Source organism: Streptomyces griseoruber (assembly GCF_001514205.1).
GTDB classification, from domain to species: Bacteria; Actinomycetota; Actinomycetes; order Streptomycetales; family Streptomycetaceae; genus Streptomyces; species Streptomyces griseoruber.
The window spans coordinates 254,645-275,804 of sequence record NZ_KQ948777.1; the positions used below are offsets into that span (position 1 = coordinate 254,645).

A 21,160-nucleotide genomic window follows, 5' to 3' on the forward strand; every position below is an offset into this window, starting at 1 on the left:
CTAACCGAGGGCCCAGGCGACATCCCTGAGCAGGGCGTGGCGCCACCCCGCGCGGTCGTGGTCGGACGGTGACCGTGAGACCCGTACGGTGGCGCCGGCCTGCCGGGTCAGGTTCTCGGTCAGCTCGCAGTGGGGCAGCATCCGTGTCTCGTGTTCCCCCACGTCGAACGCGATCCGCAGACCGGACAGATCGGGGCGCTCGCGCAGCCGGTCGGCGACGGCACCCCCGGCCGGGCCGCCCAGCGGGTCGGCGAGGTCCAGGGCTCCGGGCGTCCACCAGAAGGATCCCGACTGGCAGGCGACGCGGGACACCAGCTCCGGGAACTCCAGGGCCGCGTACAGCGCGCTCAGCCCGCCGAGGCTCTGCCCGGCGACCACCAGTCGCTCCGGGTCGGCGGGTATCCCGGACTCGGCGACCAGCGGGAGCAGTTCGTCGCGGACCGCCTCCCACAGGTCGGGCCGGCACGCGAACTCGGCCACCCGGTCCCCGGCCGGGAGGAAGACGAGGGTGACGGGGGGCAGTTCACCGGCGGCGACGGCCGAGTCGAACGCGGTCATGGCCGGGTGCAGATACAGCCAGTCGTCCCCGTCGAGCAGCAGGACGACCGGCCCGCCGCCTCCCGCCGGGTGGATCCGGACGGTCCGCCGGTCGCCGAGCCGGGCACTGGCCCAGCGGATCCGGGCGAGCGGCACGGGCAGGACGCCGTCCGCGCCGAGCGCGGGCCAGTGCGGCTGGGCCGGGGCGTCCGGGGTCGCGGCGATGGACCGGTCACCGCCCGCGCCGACCGGGTTGAACGGGTCGGCGTACGTTTCGTCACCCGCGAGGAACCGGTAGGTCACCCGCAGCCGCGCGGGCATGCGCACCGCGGCGTACCAGCAGTCCGAGGCGCCCCACCGGCGCAGCCGCACCGGCTCCGACCAGCTCTCGAAACCGACGCTCGCCTCGGACCCGCGCCACAGGAACAGGGTCAGCCAGCCGCCGTCCTCGGCGGGTATCGACGCCGGCGCTGCCGCCGCCGCCCAGAACGCGTCGGTGCCGGGTGTGCCGGGCAGCCCGAACCCGGCGAAGCCGTCTGTCATTTCGGCCGGGAGGCCCCGCATGGACGTCTCCTTGTGAGGGGGAAGGGGGAGAGGTTAGGCTCGTTCCAATTAGGCGAGGCTAACCTAATCTTGACCTTTCCGGGAGGCACTCAGCATGAGCACCAACCCCTTCGACGACGCCGACGGGCGTTTCCTGGTCCTGGTGAACGACGAGGGCCAGCACTCGCTCTGGCCGTCCTTCGCCGAGGTGCCCGGAGGGTGGACGGTCGTCCTCGACGGCGGCACCCGGGAAGCGTGCCTGGAGTACATCGAGGCGAACTGGACCGATCTGCGGCCCCGGTCCCTCGCCGCGTCCATGGACACATGAAGGCCATTAGGCAAGGCTAGCCTTATCTCGTGACCCCGACCACGGCTACGCCGCACCCTGTCCCGCCGCTCGCGCACCCCTTGGCGGCACCGCTCGTACGCGCCGCGTGCCGCGAGGACGCCCCCGCCCTCGCCGCTCTGTCCCGTCCGTTCGTGCGCGCGGGGGCACTGCGCGAACGGCCCCTCTCGCTGTACGCGGCCCACGCGGCCGACTTCCTCGTGGTGGAGGCCCTCGACGGCACGCTCGAGGGGTGTCTGGGGCTGCGGACGCATCCGGACGGCGATCACGGCCCGGCCGGCGTCCTGTACAACTTCTGCGTGGCCCGGCACCGGCAGGGCCGCGGAACCGGGGCGCGTCTTCTGGAGGCGGCCCTGGCCCGGGCCCGTGCCCTGTCGCTGGGCGCCCTGTTCACGGCGACGACCGGCGGGGGCGGCCTCTTCCTGCGTCACGGCTTCACGCCGACCGGCCCCTCTCCGGCACCGGCCGACTGGGTGCGGTCCCTGGACCCGCGGCGCGACGCCCGGGTCCTGGGGCGGGCGTTGTAGCGGCGCACGCCATCGGGTGGGCTCCCGCCGTCCGGGCGGAAGCTCACCCGCCCCGGTGCTCGGGACCGTCGTCCGGGACCACGGTCGTCCCGGACCCCTCCTTGCCCAGCAGGCCCCGCAGCAGTGCGTGCGGCACCCTCCCGTCGAGCACCCGGGCCCGGTGCACACCGGCCCGGACGGCCCGCAGGCAGCCCTCCATCTTCGGCAGCATCCCGGTCGCCAACTCCGGCAGCAGGAGTTCGAGTTCGCCGGCCGTGAGGCGCTCGATCACCTCGGTGCCGCGCGGCCAGTCGGCGTAGAGCCCCGCCACGTCGGTGAGCACCACCAGACGGGCGGCGCCGAGGGCCACCGCCAGCGCGGACGCCGCGAGGTCCGCGTTGATGTTGTAGACCTCTCCGTCCTCGCCGCGTGCCACGGGGGAGACCACGGGGATGTGCCCCTGCTCCAGGAGGGCCCGCACCGCCCCCGGGTTCACGTCGACGATGTCGCCGACCAGACCGATGTCCACCGGCCGGCCGTCCATCCGGGCCGGCCGGCGCACGGCGGTCATCGTGTGCGCGTCCTCGCCCGTGATCCCGACGGCGAACGGGCCGTGGGCGTTGATGTGCCCGACCAGGTCCCGCTGGACCCTGCCCGTCAGCACCATGCGCACCACGTCCATGGTCTCGGGGGTGGTGACCCTCAGGCCCGCCTCGAAGCGGCTCTCCAGTCCGAGGCGGTCGAGCATCGCGCTGATCTGCGGGCCCCCGCCGTGCACGACGACCGGGCGCAGGCCCGCGTGCCACAGCTCCACCACATCCTGGGCGAAGGCCTGCTGGAGGCTCCCGTCCACCATGGCGTTGCCGCCGTACTTGACGACGACCGTGCTGCCCCGGAGCTCTTCGGCCGGGGATTGCCCGGGTGTGCGCTCCGCGACGGCGGTGGTCACGTCTGCGGCCCCTGCGGTCATGCTCGCTCCCCTGTGCGGTGTCCCGGTGTGGTCACGCGTCGCGCCGTTCCCTCCCCTGACGGTGTTCCGCACGGAACCGACCCCAAGATTTTGTTAGCTTAGCCTACCCTAATGTTCCTGGGGGTATTCCTGTATTCGGGGCCTCGGGGAAAGGCTCCCCCGAGGCCCCGGGGTGATGCCGAAGGGGCGGCGGATCAGCGCTGGGTGTAGAGGAAGCCGACCTTGTCGACCTCGTCGCCGGAACGCCCGTGGAACCCGGCGATCTGCCAGCCGCTGGGAGCGGTGCGGGTCACGCAGTCCGAGGTCGTGGTGCCACCGGCCAGGGTGCGGCCGAGGTTCGTCGTGAACCTGGCGTAGAAGATCCGCGTGTGGCCGTCCTTCTCGGCCTGGCACAGATACGCCGTCGTCACGTACTCGCCGCTGCCCAGCGTCAGCGAGGACGCGGTGCCGCCGGTCCCGCCGTGGGCGAGGGTGGTGCCGTTCGACAGGGTCACGCTCAGCTGGTCGACCCGGGAACCCGCCCGCAGCGCGATGGTGGAGGCGCGGGCACCGGCCGGCACGCTGTTGATGTCGTTGTAGTAGTCGCCGTGCGGGCCGCCGAACTGGTCGCTCAGCTGGAAGGCGGAGTTGCGCGACCAGCTGAAGCCGACGGTGATCGGGTCGTGGTCGGAGAGCATCAGCCCGTCGTCGGTGAGGAACTTGGCATGCTCGTTGTTGTACGCGGTGGCGTTGAGCGAGACGAGCTTGCTGCCCCGGTAGAGGACCTTGTCGACGACCTCGCAGGTGTTGGGGACGGTCGCCCCCGACTGGTCGCAGACCAGGGCGTCACTGCCCTTGGCGGGCGCCGAGCCGCCGCGGATCAGCTGGACCCAGGCGTCGGTCAGGCCGTTGGCGGCGGCGAACTCGGCGATGGTGTCGCCGGAGCGGGTGTAGCGCGTGTTGGTGTCCCCCATCACCACGACCGCGTTCCCGGCGGAGTGGGTCGAGATGAACGCGGTGAGCTGCGCCAGGTTGTCCGCGCGCGAGGCGAGGTCCCCGTCACTGGTCCCGGCGTTGGTGTGCACGTTGTAGAAGTCGACGTACACCCCTTCGGCGAGACGCTCGCGCATGAAGGTGAAGCCCTTCGGGGTGAGGCAGTCGCCCGAGTCCAGCTGGCAGGAGTTCCAGCCCACCCGCTCGAAGTCGTCCGCGTCGTAGGAGATCTTCGACAGCGTGTTGAGCCCGCTGCCGATCCCGGCGCCGCCGCTGGTGGGGGTGCGGTAGGCGTGCGCGGTGTCGGCCGCGTACAGGTAGGCGTGGTAGTTGAAGTCCTCCTGCACATGCACGATGTCGTACGGCGCGATCCGCCCGCCGATGGTGGTCGTGCTGGACTGGCGGGGCGTCGGCGCGCTGGAGAGGGCCTCGGGCAGTCCGGCCACGTTGTAGCTGAGGACGCTGAAGGTGCCCGAGTCGGCGGCCGCGGCGGGCGGGGCGGCCGCGGCGAGCCCGCCGAGAGCGGCGGCCGTCGCCGCCAGGCAGGTGAGGAGTCTGCGCATGGGGTGTGTCTCCTGGGGGGGAAAGCGGTTGCGGACTTGAATATGGCGGAAGTTACCGCTGGTTACCCCGGGTGTGTCCAGAGTTTGCGCGCTCTTTCGCGGCAGTCGCCGCCCGTACACGGACGATTTGACCTCCCGTCATGAAACCGGTGACGGCGCCGCGTTGCCCGCATCCGGGCCGCAAGCCCGCTGCAAGCCCCCTGCAAGGAAACTGCCGTGCGCACCGGGAAGCCCCTCGCCGAGTGCTGTAGGAAGCGATGAGCGATGGGGGATCGCGTGTCTGTCAGAACCACGAAACCGGCACTGATCGAGCAGGGGCACTGGCTGACGGTGCGGGACTGCAAGCGGGTGCTGGTGGTCGTCCACACGGTGACGTTCGCACAGCGGCTGCGGGAGGTGTTCGGTCTGCTGGAGGCCGATCTGCGGGTCCAACTGGTCTTCACGGCCGCGCCGCACGCCTTCGGGAACGGGGTCACGCAGTACCTGCACGACATGGGCATCACACCGGTGCCCTGGGAGGAGGCACTGGAGGCCGAGTTCGATCTGGCGCTCGCCGCCGGGTCCCGTGGGGTGCACGAACTGCGGTGCCCCGTGGTGCGCGTCTCGCACGGAGCCGGGCACATCAAGCCGCTCACCGACCGCACCGGGCTCGCTCCGGGAGAGGCGCGACCGCCCGGGATGCTGAGCCGCCGTCATCTGCTGCACGAGGGCCGGGTGGTCCCCGCCGCGATCGGCTACGCCCACCACCGCGACCTGGAGGCCCTGGCCCGCTCGTGTCCGGAGGCGCTGCCGGTGGCGCACGTGGTGGGCGACCCCTGCGTCGACCGGATCGCGGCGGGCAGGCCCTGGCGCGCGCGGTACCGGCGGGAGCTCGGCATCCGCGCCGGGGAGCGGCTGGTCGTCATCAGCTCCACCTGGGGACCGGCGTCCACCTTCGGGCGGCTCGAGTCCCTGCTGCCGCACCTGCTCGGACACAGGGGCGTCGGCCACCGGGTGGCACTGCTCGTCCACCCGAACGTCTTCGCCGGACACGGCGCCTGGCAGGTGCACAGCTGGCTCGCCGGCTGCCGCGGGCGCGGTATCGCGATCGTGCCCCCGGAGGCGGACTGGCAGCCCCTGCTGATCGCGGCCGACTGGATCATCGGCGATCACGGCTCGCTCACCGCGTACGGCACCCTCACGGACGCCACCATCCTCCTCACGGCGGGCCCGCGCCGGGAGGTGTCGCCCTGCTCACCGGCGGCCCTGCTGTCCGCCGTGGCACCGGTGATCTCTCCCGTGCATCCGCTGGCCGAACAACTGGAGTACGCGGCCCGCACCCGCCGTCCGGGTCACTACGACCAGGTGGCCGCGTCGCTGTCGTCGGCACCGGGGCAGTTCCACCGGCGGATGCGTACGGTCGTGTACCGGCTGCTGGGACTGGGTGAACCCGCCCGCCCGCCGGCCGTGGCCCCGCTGCCCGCGCCCCGGCCGCTGCGGCACTGGGAGGCCGCGGCCGACCTCGGAGCGGCACGGTGAGCGAGGGCGCCGCGCCGGTCCCGCTCGACGCGGCCTGGACGACGGTGTGCTTCGACGGCGCGGCGGCGGCCTCCTGGGACGGACCGTCCGCCGGGCCCGGCCGCGCCACCGCCCGGGTGCGCTGGCGGGCGCACCCGGCGCACGGAACGCTTCTGGTGCGCCGTGACCCGCTGTCCGGCACGGCCGGCGGCCTCACGCACCCGGGGCCGCCCCCGTGCCCGCATCCGCCGGGCCGGTTCCCCTGCGACGTGCAGTTGTGGGCGGCGGCCGGTGACCCGCGCACCGTCCGTCTGGCGGAGTACGCCGATGTGCTGGTGAGCCGGGTGGAGTCGCCGCCGTGGGAGGCCCGCCGACGGGTGGACGAACTGCTCCTGCGTCATCCGGGCTGTCTCGTCGCCGGAGTGCCCGAGTCCGGGACGAGGTGTCTGGTGGGGGTACGGGACCGGACCGGCGCCCTGCGGTACGCGCGCCCCGAACTGCGGGGCCCGCGGGTCCGGTCCGCGGTGCACCTGGTCGCCTCGGTGCTGCACGCGTGGGTCGTGGCCGGCGGCGCCCCGGAATCCCTGGGCTCCCTCGCCGCCGGGGCGGACGGCGCGGGGCCCCGTCCGCCCCGCTGACCCCCCCCCGCGCCGTGCGGGACCGGCTGCGGCACCGCTCACAGGTGCCGCAGCCGGTCGTCCAGCCGTCGCGCCCCGGCGGGGTCCAGTCGCAGGAGGAGATCCCGGGCGGCCTCGTAATGGCCGACCGCCTGCGCCGTCTCCCCCCGGGTCTCGGCGGCCCGTCCCAGCCACTCCAGGGTCCGTGCCTCCCAGTGCTCGGAGCGGCCGGGCCCGGTGCGGAACCGCTCCAGGGCTTCCCGCAGATGACGGGTGCCGTCCTCGTTCCCGCCGCGGGTCTCGGCCCGTCCGAGCAGGGCCAGCGCCCGGGTCGCCTCGTACGACTCCTGGAGCGACTCCAACTCCGTGAGAGCACGGCTCAGTTGGCGGGCGGCCTCGGGCAGGTCGCCGGCGGCGAGGGCGGTCTCGCCGAGGCGTCTGCGGGAGAGCGCGGCCCCCCTGTGGTACCCGATCGACTCCCTCAGCCGCAGGGCCCGCCCGAAGTGCTCGCGGGCCTCGTCCAGGCGCCCGGTGAGCAGGCACAGGTGCCCCAGGCCGTTGACCGCCTGGGCCTGCTGCCGTACGTCCCCCTCGGCCAGGGCGAGTTCGAGGGCCTGCCGGTACCAGTCGGCAGCCTCCTCGTACCGGCCGCCGTCACGGAGTCCGATCGCACCGGAGGTGAGCATCCGCCCCTCCCCCGGCTGTGATCCGCTGCGGCGGGCCGCGTCGAGACCGAGCCGGTGCGCCTCGATCCACATGTCGGAGGGGCGGAGCCGTTGGAACAGCGGCCACAGCGCGTCGGTCAGCCGCCAGCAGCTGGTGTGCCAGCCGGCCTCGGCGCAGTGCCGTACGGCGTTCATCAGCCCGTCGCGGTGGGTGTCGAGCCAGGCCAGTGCCTCCTCGGGGCCGGCGAGCGGGGTGGGGGCGGCATGCGGTGCGGGCGGGGCGTGGTCCGGCAACGGGTGAGAGGGCGTCAGGAGGGACTCCGCCACGGCCGCGGTGGCCAGACACCAGTCCACGAAGCCGCGGAGGGCCCGGTCACGCTGCTCGGGACCCTCCCGTTCCGCACCGAGCCGGTGGGCGTGCTGTCGTACGAGGTCGTGGAAGCGGTAGACACCGGGGCCGGTCTCCTCCACGAGGTTGGCCTCCACGAGGGCGTGCAGCGCGTTGTCGACGTCGGTGAGGTCGGAGGCGTCGGTGAGGGCCGTCAGCAGGGCGAGATCGTGACGGTCGGTGGGCAGCAGGCCCATCCGGCGGTAGAGCGTGGCGCTCTCCCGGGGCAGCAGTCCGTACGACAGGTCCAGTGCCGTCCGCATCACGGCCTCTCCTTCGATGTGCAGGCCGTCGAGGGCACCCTGGGTCCGGGACAGCGTCTCGGCCAGCGCGGAGACGGAGCGGTGGGGGCGTACGGCGAGCTGGGCGGATGCCAGGCAGACCGTCAGGGGCAGTCGGCCGCACAGCTCCACGACCCGCTGGGCGGCGGCGGGTTCGCGGGCGACACGGCTCCCGCCGCCGACGGCCAGCAGCGCGACGGCCGACTCCGCGGGCAGGGCCTCCAGCCGGTGCAGGGCGGCACCGTCGACCCGCAGACCGGTGAGGATGGTGCGGCTGGTCACCACGGTCAGCGCGGTGGACGTTCCGGGCAGCAGCGGTCGTACCTGAGCCGCCGTGACCGCGTTGTCCAGGACGACGGCCAGCCGCAGTCCCGCGGTCAGGGAGCGCCAGAGCGCGCTGCGGCCCGCGGTGTCGGCGGGGACCACGGGTGCTCCGAGAGCGAGCAGGAAGCGCTCCAGGACCGTGGCCGGCGGGACCGGTCCGCCGTCCCCTTCGGCGCGGTGGCCGCCGAGGTCGGAGTAGAGGATGCCGTCGGGAAAACCGGCGGAGTGCTCGTGCAGCCAGTGCGAGACGAGGGTCGTCTTGCCGACGCCGGCGAGGCCGCTGACGACCAGTACCTGGGGGTGGTGCGCCGGATGGCCGGCGCGCAGCGCGTCCAGGGCCGCCCGGTCGCTCTCGCGGTCCACGAACCGTGCCGTGGCCGGGGGCAGTTGGCGGGGCACCGGGAGGCGGGCGCGCGCCGGCTCGGGCGGCCCGTGGAAGTGGAGGTCGCCGTAGAAGTCCCGGCCCTGCACACTCGGTCCGTGGATCACGGAGTTCCCGCCGACGGTGTTGGAGGTTCCGGGGGGCGCTCCGGGGGCATGGCGCCGCAGCCACCACGTCACGGCCCGCTCGGTGCCGCCGTCGTGCGCCGCCAGCTCGTCCAGCGCCTGGACGAGGCGTTCCAGCCGCGGACGCGCCGTCGCCGGCGGGGAGTTCTCCGGGGGCCAGAGGCGGGCCACCGCCCCATCCGTCCGGGCGGCGGTCCGCACCACCGTCGCCAGGTCCTGCCAGGCGGAGGATTCGGGCCGCGCGTGACTCGCGAACACGGCCGACCGCATGGCCTCCAGCCGGTCCGAGGGGGGAACTCGCACGCGGGGGACTCCTTTCGGGGGCGGCTCCGTACGGGCCGATACCGGAAGTGCCTCCCCTGTTTGCGGGATCCACGAACAGAATCGTTTTTTTATCGATCGGATTTGGACTGAACCGATAGTCGTCTGGTCAGATTTAACAGGTCCATGACATTCTCGAAGGCTCAGCCACATGAAGGTCCTACCGCCGGGAGGACGCTGGTGGAATGGGAGATTCGACTTTCCGGTTCGGTCGAAGTGCCGGCCGCCGGGCGCCTCAGAGATCTCGGTTCCACCAAGACCCGCCTGGCCCTGGCCGCTCTGGCCTGGGACGCGGGCCGCACGGTGGGCATGGAGACGCTGATCCACCGCATTTGGGACGAGCATCCACCGGCCAAGGCCAGGGAGGCGCTCCATACGCACGCCTCGAGGATCCGCGCCGCTCTGCGCGTCGCCGGTGCCGACGCCCCCACGATCGTCAGCCGCTCCCACTCGTACGAGATGCGCGTCGACCCGGCCCGCGTGGATCTGCGCCGCTACACCGACCTGGTCCACGAGGCCCGCGCCCGGCAGGGCGACGACGAGACCGCGGCGCTGCTCCTGCTGGACCGGGCGGACCGGCTCTGGCGCGGCGAACCGCTCGCCGGGATCGCCGGTTCCTGGGCCGAGCATCTGCGGGCCACCGTGGGCGAGACGCGACTGGCCGCCGCCCTGACCCGCGCCGACCTCCTCATCGGCAGGGGCGCCTTCGCCGACGCCGTCCCGGTGCTGCTGCCGCTGGTGGACGCCCATCCCGTGGACGAGGCCCTGGTGGAACGGCTGGCCGTCGCGCTGCACGGCAGCAGCCGCACGGCCGAGGCGACCCGGCTGCTCCAGCGCACCCGGCAGCGCGTCATCCGCGACATCGGCCTCGATGCCGGACGCCGGCTGCACCGCGTCCAGCAGGGCATCCTGTCGGGAACGTCCGCCGCGGACCTGCTGCAGCGCGCCGACCGCCCGCCGGCACCGCCCGCTCCGCCCGCCCGCAGGGTCCCGGACAACCTGCCGAGGGACGTCCCGTGGGTCGGGAGGCGGGAGGAACTGCGGCGGCTCACGGCGGCCCTCAGCGAGAGCGACGGCACCGGCGCCACCGTGGTCACCGTGGAGGCCGTCGACGGCATGGGCGGCGTGGGGAAGACCTCGCTCGCCGTCCACCTCGCCCATCGACTGCGGGACCGCTTCCCGGGCGGCCGCCTCTATCTGCACCTCGGCGGCCACGCCGCCGACCGGACGGCGCTGTCCCCGACCCGCGCGCTCACCGAACTGCTGCGCCTGATCGGCACGGACGCCAAGGAACTGCCCCATGACCTCGAAGAACTGGTCGCCGTGTGGCGCGCCGCGGCACGGGAGCGCCGCATGCTGGTGATCCTGGACGACGCGGCCGGCCCGGACCAGGTCCGCCCCCTGCTTCCGGGAGCCTCCCCGACCGCCGTCGTCGTCACCAGCCGCAAACGGCTGCCCGGGCTGCCGGGAGTCCGGCCGGTCTCCCTCGACGTGCTGCCGGAGGACGACGCCGTCGCCCTCTTCGAGCGGCGCCTCGGCGCCCGACCCGACATCAGGCGTACGGATGTGGCCGAGATCGTCCGTATCTGCGGTTTTCTTCCCCTGGCCATAGAGATCGCCGCCAGCCGGCTTCTCGCCCGCCCCTCGTGGACCACGTCCGACCTGCTGGGACAGCTGACCGGCGGCGACGGGCACCTGGAGGAACTGCACGACGGCGAGCGGAGCGTGGCGCATGTCTTCGCGCTGTCCTACCGGGCGCTGAATCCGGTCCAGCGGAAGGTATTCCGGCGCTGCGGTCTGCACTTCGGGACGGAATTCGGCCCCTTCGCGGTGGCCGCGCTCACCGGTCTCTCCGTCGGCGCGGCCGAACGGGCCATGGAGGAACTCCTCGCCCGCCACCTCGTCTCCGAACCCGCTCCGCATCGATTCACGATGCATGATCTGCTGCGCGGATACGCAAGATCACTGGTTGACGACCCCGATCTCGACCCCGATCTCGACCCCGATCCCGAATCCGATCCCGACCCCGATCTCGAATCCATGAACGCCGACCGAAAAGCTGTGCGAAAGCTGGTGCGGCACTATCTGTCCGTCGCGGACCGGGCCGACCGGCTGGCCTATCCCTTTCGGCCGCGCAGGGAAGTGCGAACGGAGGCCGGCCCCGATGGGTCGCCGCGGCAGGAAATCGCCGACGCCCAGGCCGCCGAGCGCTGGCTGATCACCGAAGGCGCCAATGTCCTGGGCGCGTTGCACTGGATCGCGGACCACGGCTCGGAACGTCAACTCGCCCTTTCCGTCCATGTCCTGGCGGGTTTTCTGGACAACGAAGGGCATGTCGTGACGGCCGAGCCGCTGCTGCGCAGGGCCGTCGCCCACTGGGCCGCGGTGGGCGACGAGGCGTCACGGGTCCGCGCCCTGCTCGATCTGTGCATGATCCATACACATGCGTCGCGGTACGAGGAGGCGATTTCGGCCGCGCGGGAGGCGCTGGAGGCGGCTCGTCTCCTCGTGGACCCGGCGCTGGAGAGCGAGTGCATCCATCAGCTGGCCATTCCGCTGTGGCAGACGGGGCAGTACAGAATGGCCCAGACGCTTCAGAAGCGAGCCCTTGCTTTCCTCTTGCAAACGGGAAGTGAACTTCAGATCGCGCGCAGCAGGAATCTTCTGGGGATCACCCATCTCCATCTCGCGGAGCATCGCGAGGCGCTCGAATCCTTTCTGTCGGCCCTGGCCGGATTCCGGGCCGCGCGGAACGACCGTGGCAAATACAGCGTGTTGAACAACCTGGCCGAGCTGTATCAGAGGATCGGTGATCCCGCCGCCGCGGAGAAGGCTTACCGAGAAGCGATCGGCATCGAATCCGGGGCGGGCAACAAGCGTGACGGTGCCACCCTCAAAATCAATCTGGCGAGTGTTCTGGACGTGCTCGGGAAAACCGGCGAGGCCCTCTCGCTCTACGAGCAGGCCCTGCCCGTGCTGCGCGACATGGGGGACCGGCGCGGCGAGGCCATCGCCCTCAACCGCATCGGCCGGGCGTACCGGGCGGCCGGTCGCGGCGAGCGCGCCATCGAGCGTCACCTGGCCGCCCTCGCGGTCGCCCGGCGCATCCATGCCGCAGGCGAGGAGGCCGAAGTCCTCTACGACCTGGCCCAGGCGGAGCGGGACACGGGACAGACGGCACGCGCCGTGGCCCACTTCGAGGAGAGCCTCTCCATCAGCATGCGCCTCGGCGCCCTGTCCGAACAGGCTCGCGCCTCACGCGCGCTGGCTCAGCTGCGCGGGGCGAAGTCGCCGGGACAATAGCATGGCCGTCCGTTGCCGACACGGATAAATCTCCTGCGGTTCCGCCGCCATTTCGCGAGTGGCGGGGAGTGCCTTGATCACCGCTAGGATGAATGCGGTCGAGGACGTCGGTGTCGCCGTGCTCCAGAGGCGCTCCGTCGTGCCGTCTTTCCATCCCTGATTGTCGCTTCAGTCAAGGCAAGGAGCAGAAGCAAGTGAGCGCCATTCGTATCGCCGCAGCTATCTACACGTGTATCGCGTTCTTTGTGATGGCGAACCCCCCGTCGTCCTTCATCAGCGGCGGCTGACGGCCCCCTGCACACCCGTGCACCGACCACCTCCGGCCCCGGCGCCGACCGCGGGCCGGAGGCCGGTTGGCTTCTCTCCTCCGGCGGCGGCCGCCTGAGACCATGAGGCCTCGAACCGGCGACAGGGGGCGCAGGCGTGGATCCGATCTCGGCAGGGCTTCTCGTGGCGGCGGCGACCGGGGCGGGCGGCGAGGCCGGCCGGCACCTGTGGGCGACACTGGTCCAGTTGGTGCGGGGCAGGCCCGAGGCCGGCGAGGCCGAACTCACCTCGCTGGGCGAAGCCCCGCAGGACGCCCGTCGAGCCCAGGCGCTGAGTGCGGCGCTCAGCCGCCACGCGGAGCAGGACCCGGTGTTCCGGGCCCAGTTGACACAGTGGCAGCAGCAGGCCCGGGGCCTGCGCACCGGTGACGGCGAGACGAGCAACTCGATCAGCGGGGGCACCCAGGAAGGACCGGTGCTGCAGGGCCGGGACTTCTCGGGCATCACCTTCCAGGGACCCGGGCGGAGCTGACGCCGTTGCATCACCACAGCGACGACCCCTGGCGGGTCAGAGTGGACGACGAGCGTGGAGATCCGCGAGGGGCCGGGGTGCTGCTCGACGATCTGCACGTCCTGACCTGTGCGCATGTCGTCCAACTCGCCGGTGCGCAGCCACAGGGCCCCGCGGACGGGGTGCGGATCAGGAGCATGGCGTGCGGTCCGGAGTGGACACGAACCGCGCGGGTGGTCCCGGGAACATGGGTGTACGAACCCGGCACGCTGCGCGGCGACGTGGCACTGCTCGCCCTCGACGCCCCCGTCGACTGCGGGACCAGGACCGCCCTGTGGAAGGCCCCCATCTCCGGCGGCAGGGTGCGGATCTACGGCTTCCCGGCGGCCGAGCCGTACGGCATCTGGACGGAGGCGGAGCTGGCGGGATCCGGCGGACGGCGGGGGGAATGGGGGCAGCTCAGGCGGATCCGCACCGGCGACCCGTGGGTCGAGCCGGGCTATTCCGGCGCCGGAGCGGTGGCGTTGGACGGCGAGCACCGGGGGAGGGTCATCGGCGTCGTGGTGGCCGAGCACGTCAACGGCGACTCCAGGGCGGCCTGGATCCTGCCGACCGAGACACTGCTGACGTACCTGCCGGACATCACCGGGTTCACCGAAGGCCACCGCGCCGACGAACTGGGGCCCTCCGGCGCCGAGTTGCCCACGGACGTGCTGGGCGACCCGCTGCGGCTCGCCCTCACCCAGGAACTCACCCGGCTGCTCGACAGCGACTGGTCCGGCACCGTCGTCGTCGGCACGGACGCCTCGGTCGGCGCGGGCTCCTCCTGGCTGGTGCGCCTCGTGCGCACCGCCGACCCCGCTGCCCGGGCCACCGTGTCCGACGCCGAGCTGACCGGCGCACCCCGGGACACCGTCCTCGGCCTCGGCTCCATCGACGCGGCCTACGACGCCTGCGGCCGGTCCGTCGCCGAGGTCCGCGACTATCTGCTGGGCCGGTTCGGGCTCCGCGCCGACAACGACCGTGAGGCGGTGCGACAGCTCGTGCGCCGCCGCCCGCCCGCCTGTCTGGTGGTCGGCCGCATCGACCGGGCCGAAGATCCCGACGCACTCCTGCGGGACCTGCTCGGACCGCTCGCCCGCCGCGCCCGCGCGCGGGGCCTGCGCCTCGTCCTCGGTTTCGAGGACCGGCCCCCCGCCGGTCTCGTCCACGACGTGTCCCTCGACCCCGCGCCGATCGGCGGATCCGCCGTCAGACGCGTGACCTCGGCGGAGGTCCAGACGGCCGTCGGGCAGCTCGCCGCCGAGGAGGACGCGGCGGCCCTGCTGCGCACCCGCTGGGGCGAGAAGTTCTTCGCCGCCCCCCGCCTGCCGCACAGCGTCGCCCCCCGCCTGCGGGTCCGGCTGGCCGTGGCCCGGACCACCGAGCCCCACCCCGAACTCGCCGCGGTCCACGACCGCGCCCTCGAGGCCCGCGCCGAGGTCGCCAGGTTCGACCGGGCCCTGCGGCGGCTCGTCGAGACCCATGCGGACCTGAGCGCGGCCCTGGAACTGCACCGGGTCCGCGCCGCACGGTTCTTCGGCGACGAGGACCGCCGGCTCGCCGAGCTGCACGCCCCCGCCGCCCGTGCGCTCCAGACCGTGCCGATCGACCTCACCGCCGCCCGCACGCTGGTCAGGCAGTACACCGACGAGGTCGACCGCAGGATCGAAGAAGGGTGACGCCGTGCCGCTGTGCAACCGCCCCGACTGCGGCCGGGGCGAGATCGACGAGGACGGATTCTGCCCGGAGTGCGACCGCCGGCCCCTCCGGCGAAGACGCCCCGTGCCCCGGGCATCCGCGGCCGGCCCCGCGCACGGGGTCAGCGTCGGCGTGGCACAGGTGCGCCCCGACCCCTGGTACGGCCTCGGCCTGATCGACGCCGACCACGCCCCCGAACCCCCGGACGAACGGCCCGCCCCGGCGGGCCCCGTCGCCGAGGAGCACCGCTTCTGCCTGAACCCGGTGTGCGCACGCCCCGTCGGCCGCGGCCACGACGGCGAGCCGGGCCGGACCGCCGGATTCTGCGCCCGCTGCGGCACCCGCTTCGACTTCGCCCAGCTCCAGGGCCTCACCATCGCCGGACGCTACGACGTCGAGCGCCTCCTCGACTCGGGGGCGTACGGGACGGCGTACCTCGTCCACGACCGCAACCTCGAGACCCGGGTGGTCCTCAAGGCCCTGCACCGATCGGTGGCCAGGACGGCCCGGCACGAGCGGGACGTCCTGGTCGGGCTCCGGCACGACAGCATCGTCCGCATCCTCGGCTACGAACCCGAAGGCCCGCACCTCGTCCTCGAGTACGTCCCCGGTGCCCCCCTCTGCGCCCGGGAGGACGACCGGCTGGAGACCCTCCTCGGGCACGGCCTGCGCATCCTCCAGGCCCTCGACTACCTCCACGCCAGGGGCCTGCTGCACTGCGACGTCAAACCCCTGAACATCATCCGGTTCAGGGAGGAGGGATCCGCGGGCTCCGCCCGGCCCCTCGACCGGGTACGCCTCATCGACTTCGGCGCGGTGCGCTCCCAGGAGGAAGCCGGTCCGGTCGTCGCCTACACCAAGGCGTACGCGCCCCCGGAGGGCGATCCGGAACACCTCGGGCCGACCCCCGGCTTCGACCTGTACGGACTCGGCCGGACGCTGGAAGAGGTGTGCGGCCCTTACGGGACCGAGCGGGCCGCCCCCGGTGTCGACTCGCTCATGCTGCTGATCGAACGCGCCACGGACACCGCGGTGCCCCAGCGGCGATTCGTCTCGGCTCGGCAGTTCGGCGAACAGCTCAGCGGAGTGGTCCGGCAGATCGTGGCGGCCCCTCCCACCGCTCGCCAGGTGGCCCGTCCCTCGGCGCTGTTCGGCCCGATGACCGAGCCGCTGCACGGCGGGCTGGGAGCGGCACGGCCGCTCGGCCACTGGGTCCGGGCGGCGGCCGGCGACACGTGGCCGACGATGCCCGCACCGTTCTCCTGCCCCGGCCCGCGCCACATCGCCGCCGCGCTCCCCACCCCGCTCTCCGACCCGGACGATCCGCGCGTCGGCGACCCGGCCGGCACCGCGCTGGCCGAGAGCAGGCTCGCCCTGCGCCGCGGCGACACGACACGGGCCGCCCGGGCCCTCGCCCGCTCCGAACTGCCCGACTGGCACTGGCTGCACGCCTGGTACTCCGGTCTCCTCGCCCTGGCCCGCGAGGACGTGCCCCGAGCCGTCCGCCACTTCACCGAGGTGCGCCGGAGCCTGCCGGGCGAACTGATCCCGCAGCTCGCGCTCGGACTGTGCGCCGAGGTCCTCGACGACCGCGAGGTCGCCCGCTCCCACTACGGCACGGTCTTCGACACCACCCCCGCGCTCGGCGCGGCGGGCTTCGGACTGGCCCGCGTGCACCTGCTCGCCGCACGGCGCGCGGAAGCGGTGGCCACCGCCGAGCGGCTGACCCAGGAATTCCGCTACGAACGCGAGGCACGCGTCGCCGCCGTACGCCTGCTCATCACCGTCCCCGGCGCACCGCCCGTCCGCCGGCCGGAGGAGGGCGACCTCGCCCGGGCCCGCGCGGCGCTGGACGGACTCCACGCCGACGACGCCGTGACCGCCGCACTGCGCGCCGAGATCCAGTACGCCGCGTTCCTCGGCACCCACGACGGGCTGCCGCTGTCCGACGCGGTCCGGGAACTCGGCGCGCACGCCTCCACCGAGCAGGAGTACATGGCCCTGGTGGACCTGGCGAACCGGCTGCGCCCGCTGCTGGAGTGGAGGTGGCCACGGCGGAGCGGCCGAACCGGTCATTCCCGTATCGGACCGAAGCCCGACACGCTACGCTCCTAGTCCGCCACGCAGAGGACACACTGGGGACACGGGACACGGTCGGGTGGTGCCGGTGGGGGACAGGCCGCACTTAACAGGGCTCAGCTTCGAGGTCGACGTGGACGCTCCGTCCGATCTGGCCCACGACGAGACCCGCGCGGACGCGCTCGTCACCGTCCGGGCGCACCCCGCCGCCCAGCCGCCGCCCCGGACGCGGGCGGCCGAGATCCTCATCATGGACAAGTCGCTGTCCATGGCGGGCCGCGGCAAGCTGGACGAGGCGAAACGCGCGATGTGCGCCGCCGTCGACACCCTGCGCGACGGGACCCTCCTCGGGATCGTCGCGGGCAACCACCAGGCCGACGTGGTCTACCCGGCCACCGGCGGCCTCGCCACCGTCGACGCCGCGGCCAGACAGGAGGCCAAGAGCCGGATCGCCGGCCAACTGGCCGAGGGCGGAACGGCGATCGGGCAGTGGCTGGCCTGCGCCGACCGGCTCTTCACCGCGGTGACCGCCCCCGGCACCGTGCGCCACGCGGTGCTCTACACGGACGGCAAGGACGAGCACGAGACGCCCGAGCAGCTCGACGGCGTGCTCCGGGCGTGCACCGACCGCTTCGTGTGCGACGCGCGAGGCCTCGGCGAGGACTGGAACTACGCCGAACTCCTGCGGATCACCCAGGCCCTGCACGGCAGTGCCGAGGCGGTCGTCACCGTCTCCGACCTCACCGAGGACTTCACCCGCATCATGCGGCAGGCCCAGCGCATCGTCGTGGCCCGGGTCTACCTCGGCCTGCGCCTCAACCACCGGTTCCGGCTGGGCTTCGTACGCCAGACCCGTCCCGTGGAGGCGGAACTGACCGCCCGCCCGCACCAGGACGGCACCCTGCACGTCCCGCTCGGCGCCTGGCCGCCGGAGACCCGCCAGTACCAGGTGTCGCTGCGCTTCGACCCCGAGACGCTGACCGTCGACGAGGACCTGCGCGCCGCCCGGCTCACGCTGTACGCCGAACAGCCCGACGGAACCCGCGCGCCCTGCTCGGAGCCCCGTGCCATGGTCGTACGGCGGCGGTCGACACCCGGGTTCGGGATCCCGCCGTCGGCCGACCTCACCCGGGTCGAGAACGAGTACGAACTGGGCATGGCGATGCGGGCGTGCGCCGACGCCCAGCAGCGGGGCGACTTCGCCCGCGCGGACCGGGAGCTGCACCTCGCCCTGGGACTCGCCGAGGACCTCCGGGACACCGTGCGTCTGCGGCTGCTGCGCTCGGTGGCGCTCACCGGCCCGGACGGCCGGCCGCGGGTGCGCCGCGACGCCTCGCGCGGAGAGATGCAGCGCCTCGGACTCCGGTCGACCAGGACCACGGTCCCGCCGCTCGACGCGGCCGACCTCCCGCCCGCCGAGGGCACGGCCCCGCGCGGCTGCCCGCGGTGCGGTGCGACGACGGCGGCCCGCGGCGCGAGGTTCTGCGAGGAGTGCGGCGGCCTCTTCGACGAAGCGGCGACGGGCGGTACGTCGGTGGACGCCTCGTGAGCGCGTCGGCCGCCGCCCCCCGCAGATCCCTGCGGGGGACGGCGACCCGCTGGAGAACCCGCGTCCGGGCCGTCCATCCGGTGCGATGGCTGCGGTGGTTCCGAGCCGGCGTGATCGCCATGGTGCTGGCCACGGCACTGATGTTCCTGCTGGTCTCGACGCGGGCCGAGGACCAGCTGGCCGCAGCGCGGCGCACCGGCGACGCGGTCGCGGACATCGCCCGGGCCCGCCGGACGGCCGTCGCCGCCGACGAGGCGCTCGCGAAGGCCGCCGGCACCGGGCAGGTCACCCTGATCGGGACGGGCACGGAGTTCGCCAACGACACCGCGCGGGTCAACTCCCTCGTCACCTCGGCCGCCGAGGGCAACGCGGCCGGCAGCCGGGGCCAGGCCCAGTTCCAGTTCGTCCAGGGGCAGTTGACGACATGTGTGCAGCTCGCCAACACGGCGGTGCGCGACTACGCCCGCAGCGGCCGGGCCGGTCTGGCCGCCGCCCGCCAGGCGCTCACCGCCCCCCGCGCGAAGGAGCCGGAGACCGGCGCGCCCATCCCCGGCACGGGCGGCCTCACGGCCTCGCTCACCGACCTGGAGGAGATGCAGCGCCAGGCCCTCGACGTCCAGCGCCGGTCCTCCTGGCTCGACCCCGCCCATGTCTGGTCCCTGCTCGTCGGACCGGCGGTCGCCATGCTGCTGTGCGTCCTCGCGACCGGCCGGGTGATCGCCCGACACTTCCGCCGGCACGTCGGCCCGTCGCTGCTCGTCGCGCTGCCGGCCACCGCGGGGGTCGGGATCACCACGAGCCTGCTGTGCCGGCACGACGCCCAGGCGCTCGGTCGCGAGCCCCTGGTCGGACACTGGGCGACGACGGCCCTCGCCCTGGGCCTGCTCGCTGCCGCCGGGGTCCTCGCCCACCTGGGCTACCGGCCCCGCCTCGCCGAGTACCGGTTCCCGCGGTCATGACCACGCTGACGTCCCGGATCACGCGCTGTGTCCTCGTCATCGGTCTGCTGCTCGCCGCGGCCGGCTGCGGCGGGGGCCCGGGCCACGGCAGGGTGACGATCATGATTCCCTGGTCCGGCAACGAGTTCACGGCGTTCTACTCGGTCGTCGAGTCCTTCGAGGACGACACCGGCATCCAGGTGGACGTCCAGGTCACCCGGGCCCTGACCCAGCAGCTGGACGCCGCGGTGGCGGCCGGGGCGCCGCCCGATCTCGCCATGCTCCCGAGCGTCGGAGCCATCCACCGATACGCGGACGGGGAACGGGAGGAGGACCGGGAGCTGCAACCGCTGCACGTACCCACGAGTACCTATCTGGAGCCGTTCCGCGGGCTGGCCGAGGTGCGGGGCGGGGTCTACGCGGTGCCGGCCAAAGTGGACGTCAAGAGTCTCGTCTGGTTCGACCCGGCGGTCACGGAGCGGCCGTCACCGGCGGTGCTGCGGACGTCCGGGACATGGTGCCTCGGGCTGGAGTCCGGCCCCACCTCCGGCTGGCCGGGCGCCGACTGGATCGCCGACCTGGTGCTCGCCCAGGGCAACGGCGACGCCTACACCCGGTGGCTCACGGGCCGGCTGCGCTGGAACTCGGCCCCGGTCAAGGAGGCCTGGACCACCTGGCGGCACCTCGTCGGGACCGCTGCCGAGTCCGCGGCCGTCCGCAACTTCGCCGCGGCGGCCGCCGGAATGACCACGGAGCCCCGCACCTGCTCCCTCACCCACGGCGCGCTGTCCGCCATGGGCTTCAAGAAGGGGCAGAGCTACGACTACACCACGTACTCCTCGACCCGTCGGCTGGAGGTCTCGGCGGACTTCGTCGGCATGTTCACCGACGACAACCCGAGCGCCGAGACGTTCATCGCCTACCTCGCGGGGACCAAGGCCCAGCAGGCCTGGGTGAACCAGGGGGAGGGGGCCGCGTTCTCCGCCGACAGCCGGGTCACCTACGGCGACGCCGTGCAGCGGCGGATAGCCGAGCTGCTGCGGCCCGGCTCCGGCCACACGCTGTGCTTCGGCGCCGCCGACGCGATGACCCCGGACGTGTCGGCCGCCTTCTACCGGGCCGTCCTCGACTACGCGACCGACGCGACGACGGATCCCACCCCTGTCCTGGACGCGCTCGACGAGGTCCAGAAGAAGCTCGGCGGTTCACCCGTCCCCTCCGGCAAGCTCTGCGCCGGCCCGGACTGACGCCGGTCGCGGGCCGGGCTCGGACCGCCCGCGGGTGACGGAGCCGGGCCGGCGGGTCGTCGAGGGTGACCGGACCGGTGAACTGCTCACGGTCGTGGACCGAGGCCGGCTCGTCGCGCGGAAGGGGCGAGGGACGGGTTCCCGGTGCCCGCGGAACGCGTTCAGCTCGCGCCCCTCCCGTACCGCGCGACGATCCGTTCGGCGCCCCGCTCGGCCAGGGCGCGTCGCCGGCCCCAGCGCGAGCGTCGTACGACGGTGCGCGTCCGGGGAGCGGACGGCGGAGCGGCGAGGTCGGCGAGACGGCCGGCGGCGCGTGACAGTTCCGCCTGGAGCCGTCGGCGCCGCCCGGACGTACCGGCCCGCAGCACCGCGGCGTAGAGCCCCTCGACCTCGGCCATCGCGGCCCCCAGCCGGAGGTCGGCCTCACGCACCCGCCGCATGTCCCCGCGCCGCATGAACGCCCCTCCTCCCCGATGGCGGGGCCCGGCCC

General features: G+C 73.5%; 16 protein-coding genes. 11 read left to right on the forward strand and 5 right to left on the reverse strand.

Features of this window, described 5'->3' with window-relative positions; genetic code table 11:
• Window positions 1–1,101 carry an alpha/beta hydrolase-fold protein gene (locus tag AQJ64_RS32875; RefSeq protein WP_055631272.1) on the reverse strand — a complete coding sequence of 367 codons (1,101 nt, stop codon included), beginning with the start codon at window positions 1,099–1,101 and terminating at the stop codon, window positions 1–3.
• Window positions 1,102–1,195: 94 nt separating this feature from the next.
• On the opposite strand from AQJ64_RS32875, the gene AQJ64_RS32880 reads away from it, so the two are divergent.
• Together AQJ64_RS32880 and AQJ64_RS32885 are read left to right on the forward strand one after the other, a co-directional pair.
• Window positions 1,196–1,408, forward strand: coding sequence for an MbtH family protein (locus tag AQJ64_RS32880; protein ID WP_055631273.1), 213 nt, complete (start codon window positions 1,196–1,198; stop codon window positions 1,406–1,408).
• Between the two features lie 29 nt (window positions 1,409–1,437).
• Window positions 1,438–1,953: a GNAT family N-acetyltransferase gene (locus tag AQJ64_RS32885; RefSeq protein WP_055631274.1), complete on the forward strand. Its 516-nt coding sequence runs from the start codon at window positions 1,438–1,440 to the stop codon at window positions 1,951–1,953.
• Between the two features lie 43 nt (window positions 1,954–1,996).
• Here the strand turns inward: AQJ64_RS32885 and argB are convergent, their stop codons facing one another.
• Both argB and AQJ64_RS32895 read right to left on the reverse strand, forming a co-directional pair.
• The gene (gene argB / locus AQJ64_RS32890) at window positions 1,997–2,902 is read right to left on the reverse strand and encodes an acetylglutamate kinase (protein ID WP_079062083.1); all 906 of its coding nucleotides are present in this window, start codon (window positions 2,900–2,902) and stop codon (window positions 1,997–1,999) included.
• A gap of 194 nt (window positions 2,903–3,096) precedes the next feature.
• On the reverse strand, window positions 3,097–4,437 hold the full coding sequence (locus tag AQJ64_RS32895; RefSeq protein ID WP_055631275.1) for a jacalin-like lectin: 1,341 nt from the start codon (window positions 4,435–4,437) through the stop codon (window positions 3,097–3,099).
• A 264-nt stretch (window positions 4,438–4,701) separates the two neighbouring features.
• Here AQJ64_RS32895 and AQJ64_RS32900 point away from each other — a divergent pair, with 264 nt between their 5' ends.
• Window positions 4,702–5,955: a hypothetical protein gene (locus tag AQJ64_RS32900; protein WP_206189584.1), complete on the forward strand. Its 1,254-nt coding sequence runs from the start codon at window positions 4,702–4,704 to the stop codon at window positions 5,953–5,955.
• The gene (locus tag AQJ64_RS32905) at window positions 5,952–6,572 is read left to right on the forward strand and encodes a hypothetical protein (protein WP_059203231.1); all 621 of its coding nucleotides are present in this window, start codon (window positions 5,952–5,954) and stop codon (window positions 6,570–6,572) included. The genes AQJ64_RS32900 and AQJ64_RS32905 overlap by 4 nt, the downstream gene beginning before the upstream one ends.
• Window positions 6,573–6,610: 38 nt before the next feature.
• Here the strand turns inward: AQJ64_RS32905 and AQJ64_RS32910 are convergent, their stop codons facing one another.
• Complete coding sequence (locus tag AQJ64_RS32910; protein ID WP_059203232.1) at window positions 6,611–9,019, reverse strand: ATP-binding protein; 2,409 nt, start codon at window positions 9,017–9,019, stop codon at window positions 6,611–6,613.
• Window positions 9,020–9,217: 198 nt separating this feature from the next.
• On the opposite strand from AQJ64_RS32910, the gene AQJ64_RS32915 reads away from it, so the two are divergent.
• The 7 genes from AQJ64_RS32915 to AQJ64_RS49260 all read left to right on the forward strand — a co-directional run bounded on the left by AQJ64_RS32915 (window position 9,218) and on the right by AQJ64_RS49260 (window position 20,670).
• Window positions 9,218–12,340, forward strand: coding sequence for an AfsR/SARP family transcriptional regulator (locus AQJ64_RS32915; RefSeq protein WP_055631302.1), 3,123 nt, complete (start codon window positions 9,218–9,220; stop codon window positions 12,338–12,340).
• Window positions 12,341–12,763: 423 nt separating this feature from the next.
• Entirely contained in the window at window positions 12,764–13,138 is a 375-nt protein-coding gene (locus AQJ64_RS32920) for a hypothetical protein (protein ID WP_055631303.1), read from the forward strand.
• Window positions 13,139–13,143: 5 nt separating this feature from the next.
• A complete protein-coding gene (locus AQJ64_RS32925) occupies window positions 13,144–14,838 on the forward strand; it encodes a S1 family peptidase (protein ID WP_079062084.1) in 1,695 nt (564 codons plus the stop codon).
• A gap of 103 nt (window positions 14,839–14,941) precedes the next feature.
• Window positions 14,942–16,972: a tetratricopeptide repeat protein gene (locus AQJ64_RS32930; RefSeq protein WP_159060319.1), complete on the forward strand. Its 2,031-nt coding sequence runs from the start codon at window positions 14,942–14,944 to the stop codon at window positions 16,970–16,972.
• A 52-nt stretch (window positions 16,973–17,024) separates the two neighbouring features.
• Complete coding sequence (locus AQJ64_RS32935) at window positions 17,025–18,485, forward strand: vWA domain-containing protein (RefSeq protein ID WP_159060320.1); 1,461 nt, start codon at window positions 17,025–17,027, stop codon at window positions 18,483–18,485.
• Complete coding sequence (locus AQJ64_RS49255) at window positions 18,482–19,444, forward strand: hypothetical protein (RefSeq protein ID WP_159060321.1); 963 nt, start codon at window positions 18,482–18,484, stop codon at window positions 19,442–19,444. The genes AQJ64_RS32935 and AQJ64_RS49255 overlap by 4 nt, the downstream gene beginning before the upstream one ends.
• Complete coding sequence (locus AQJ64_RS49260; RefSeq protein WP_055631308.1) at window positions 19,441–20,670, forward strand: extracellular solute-binding protein; 1,230 nt, start codon at window positions 19,441–19,443, stop codon at window positions 20,668–20,670. The genes AQJ64_RS49255 and AQJ64_RS49260 overlap by 4 nt, the downstream gene beginning before the upstream one ends.
• A 161-nt stretch (window positions 20,671–20,831) precedes the next feature.
• Here the strand turns inward: AQJ64_RS49260 and AQJ64_RS32950 are convergent, their stop codons facing one another.
• Window positions 20,832–21,125 carry a hypothetical protein gene (locus AQJ64_RS32950; protein ID WP_055631309.1) on the reverse strand — a complete coding sequence of 98 codons (294 nt, stop codon included), beginning with the start codon at window positions 21,123–21,125 and terminating at the stop codon, window positions 20,832–20,834.
• Window positions 21,126–21,160: the final 35 nt, after the last annotated feature.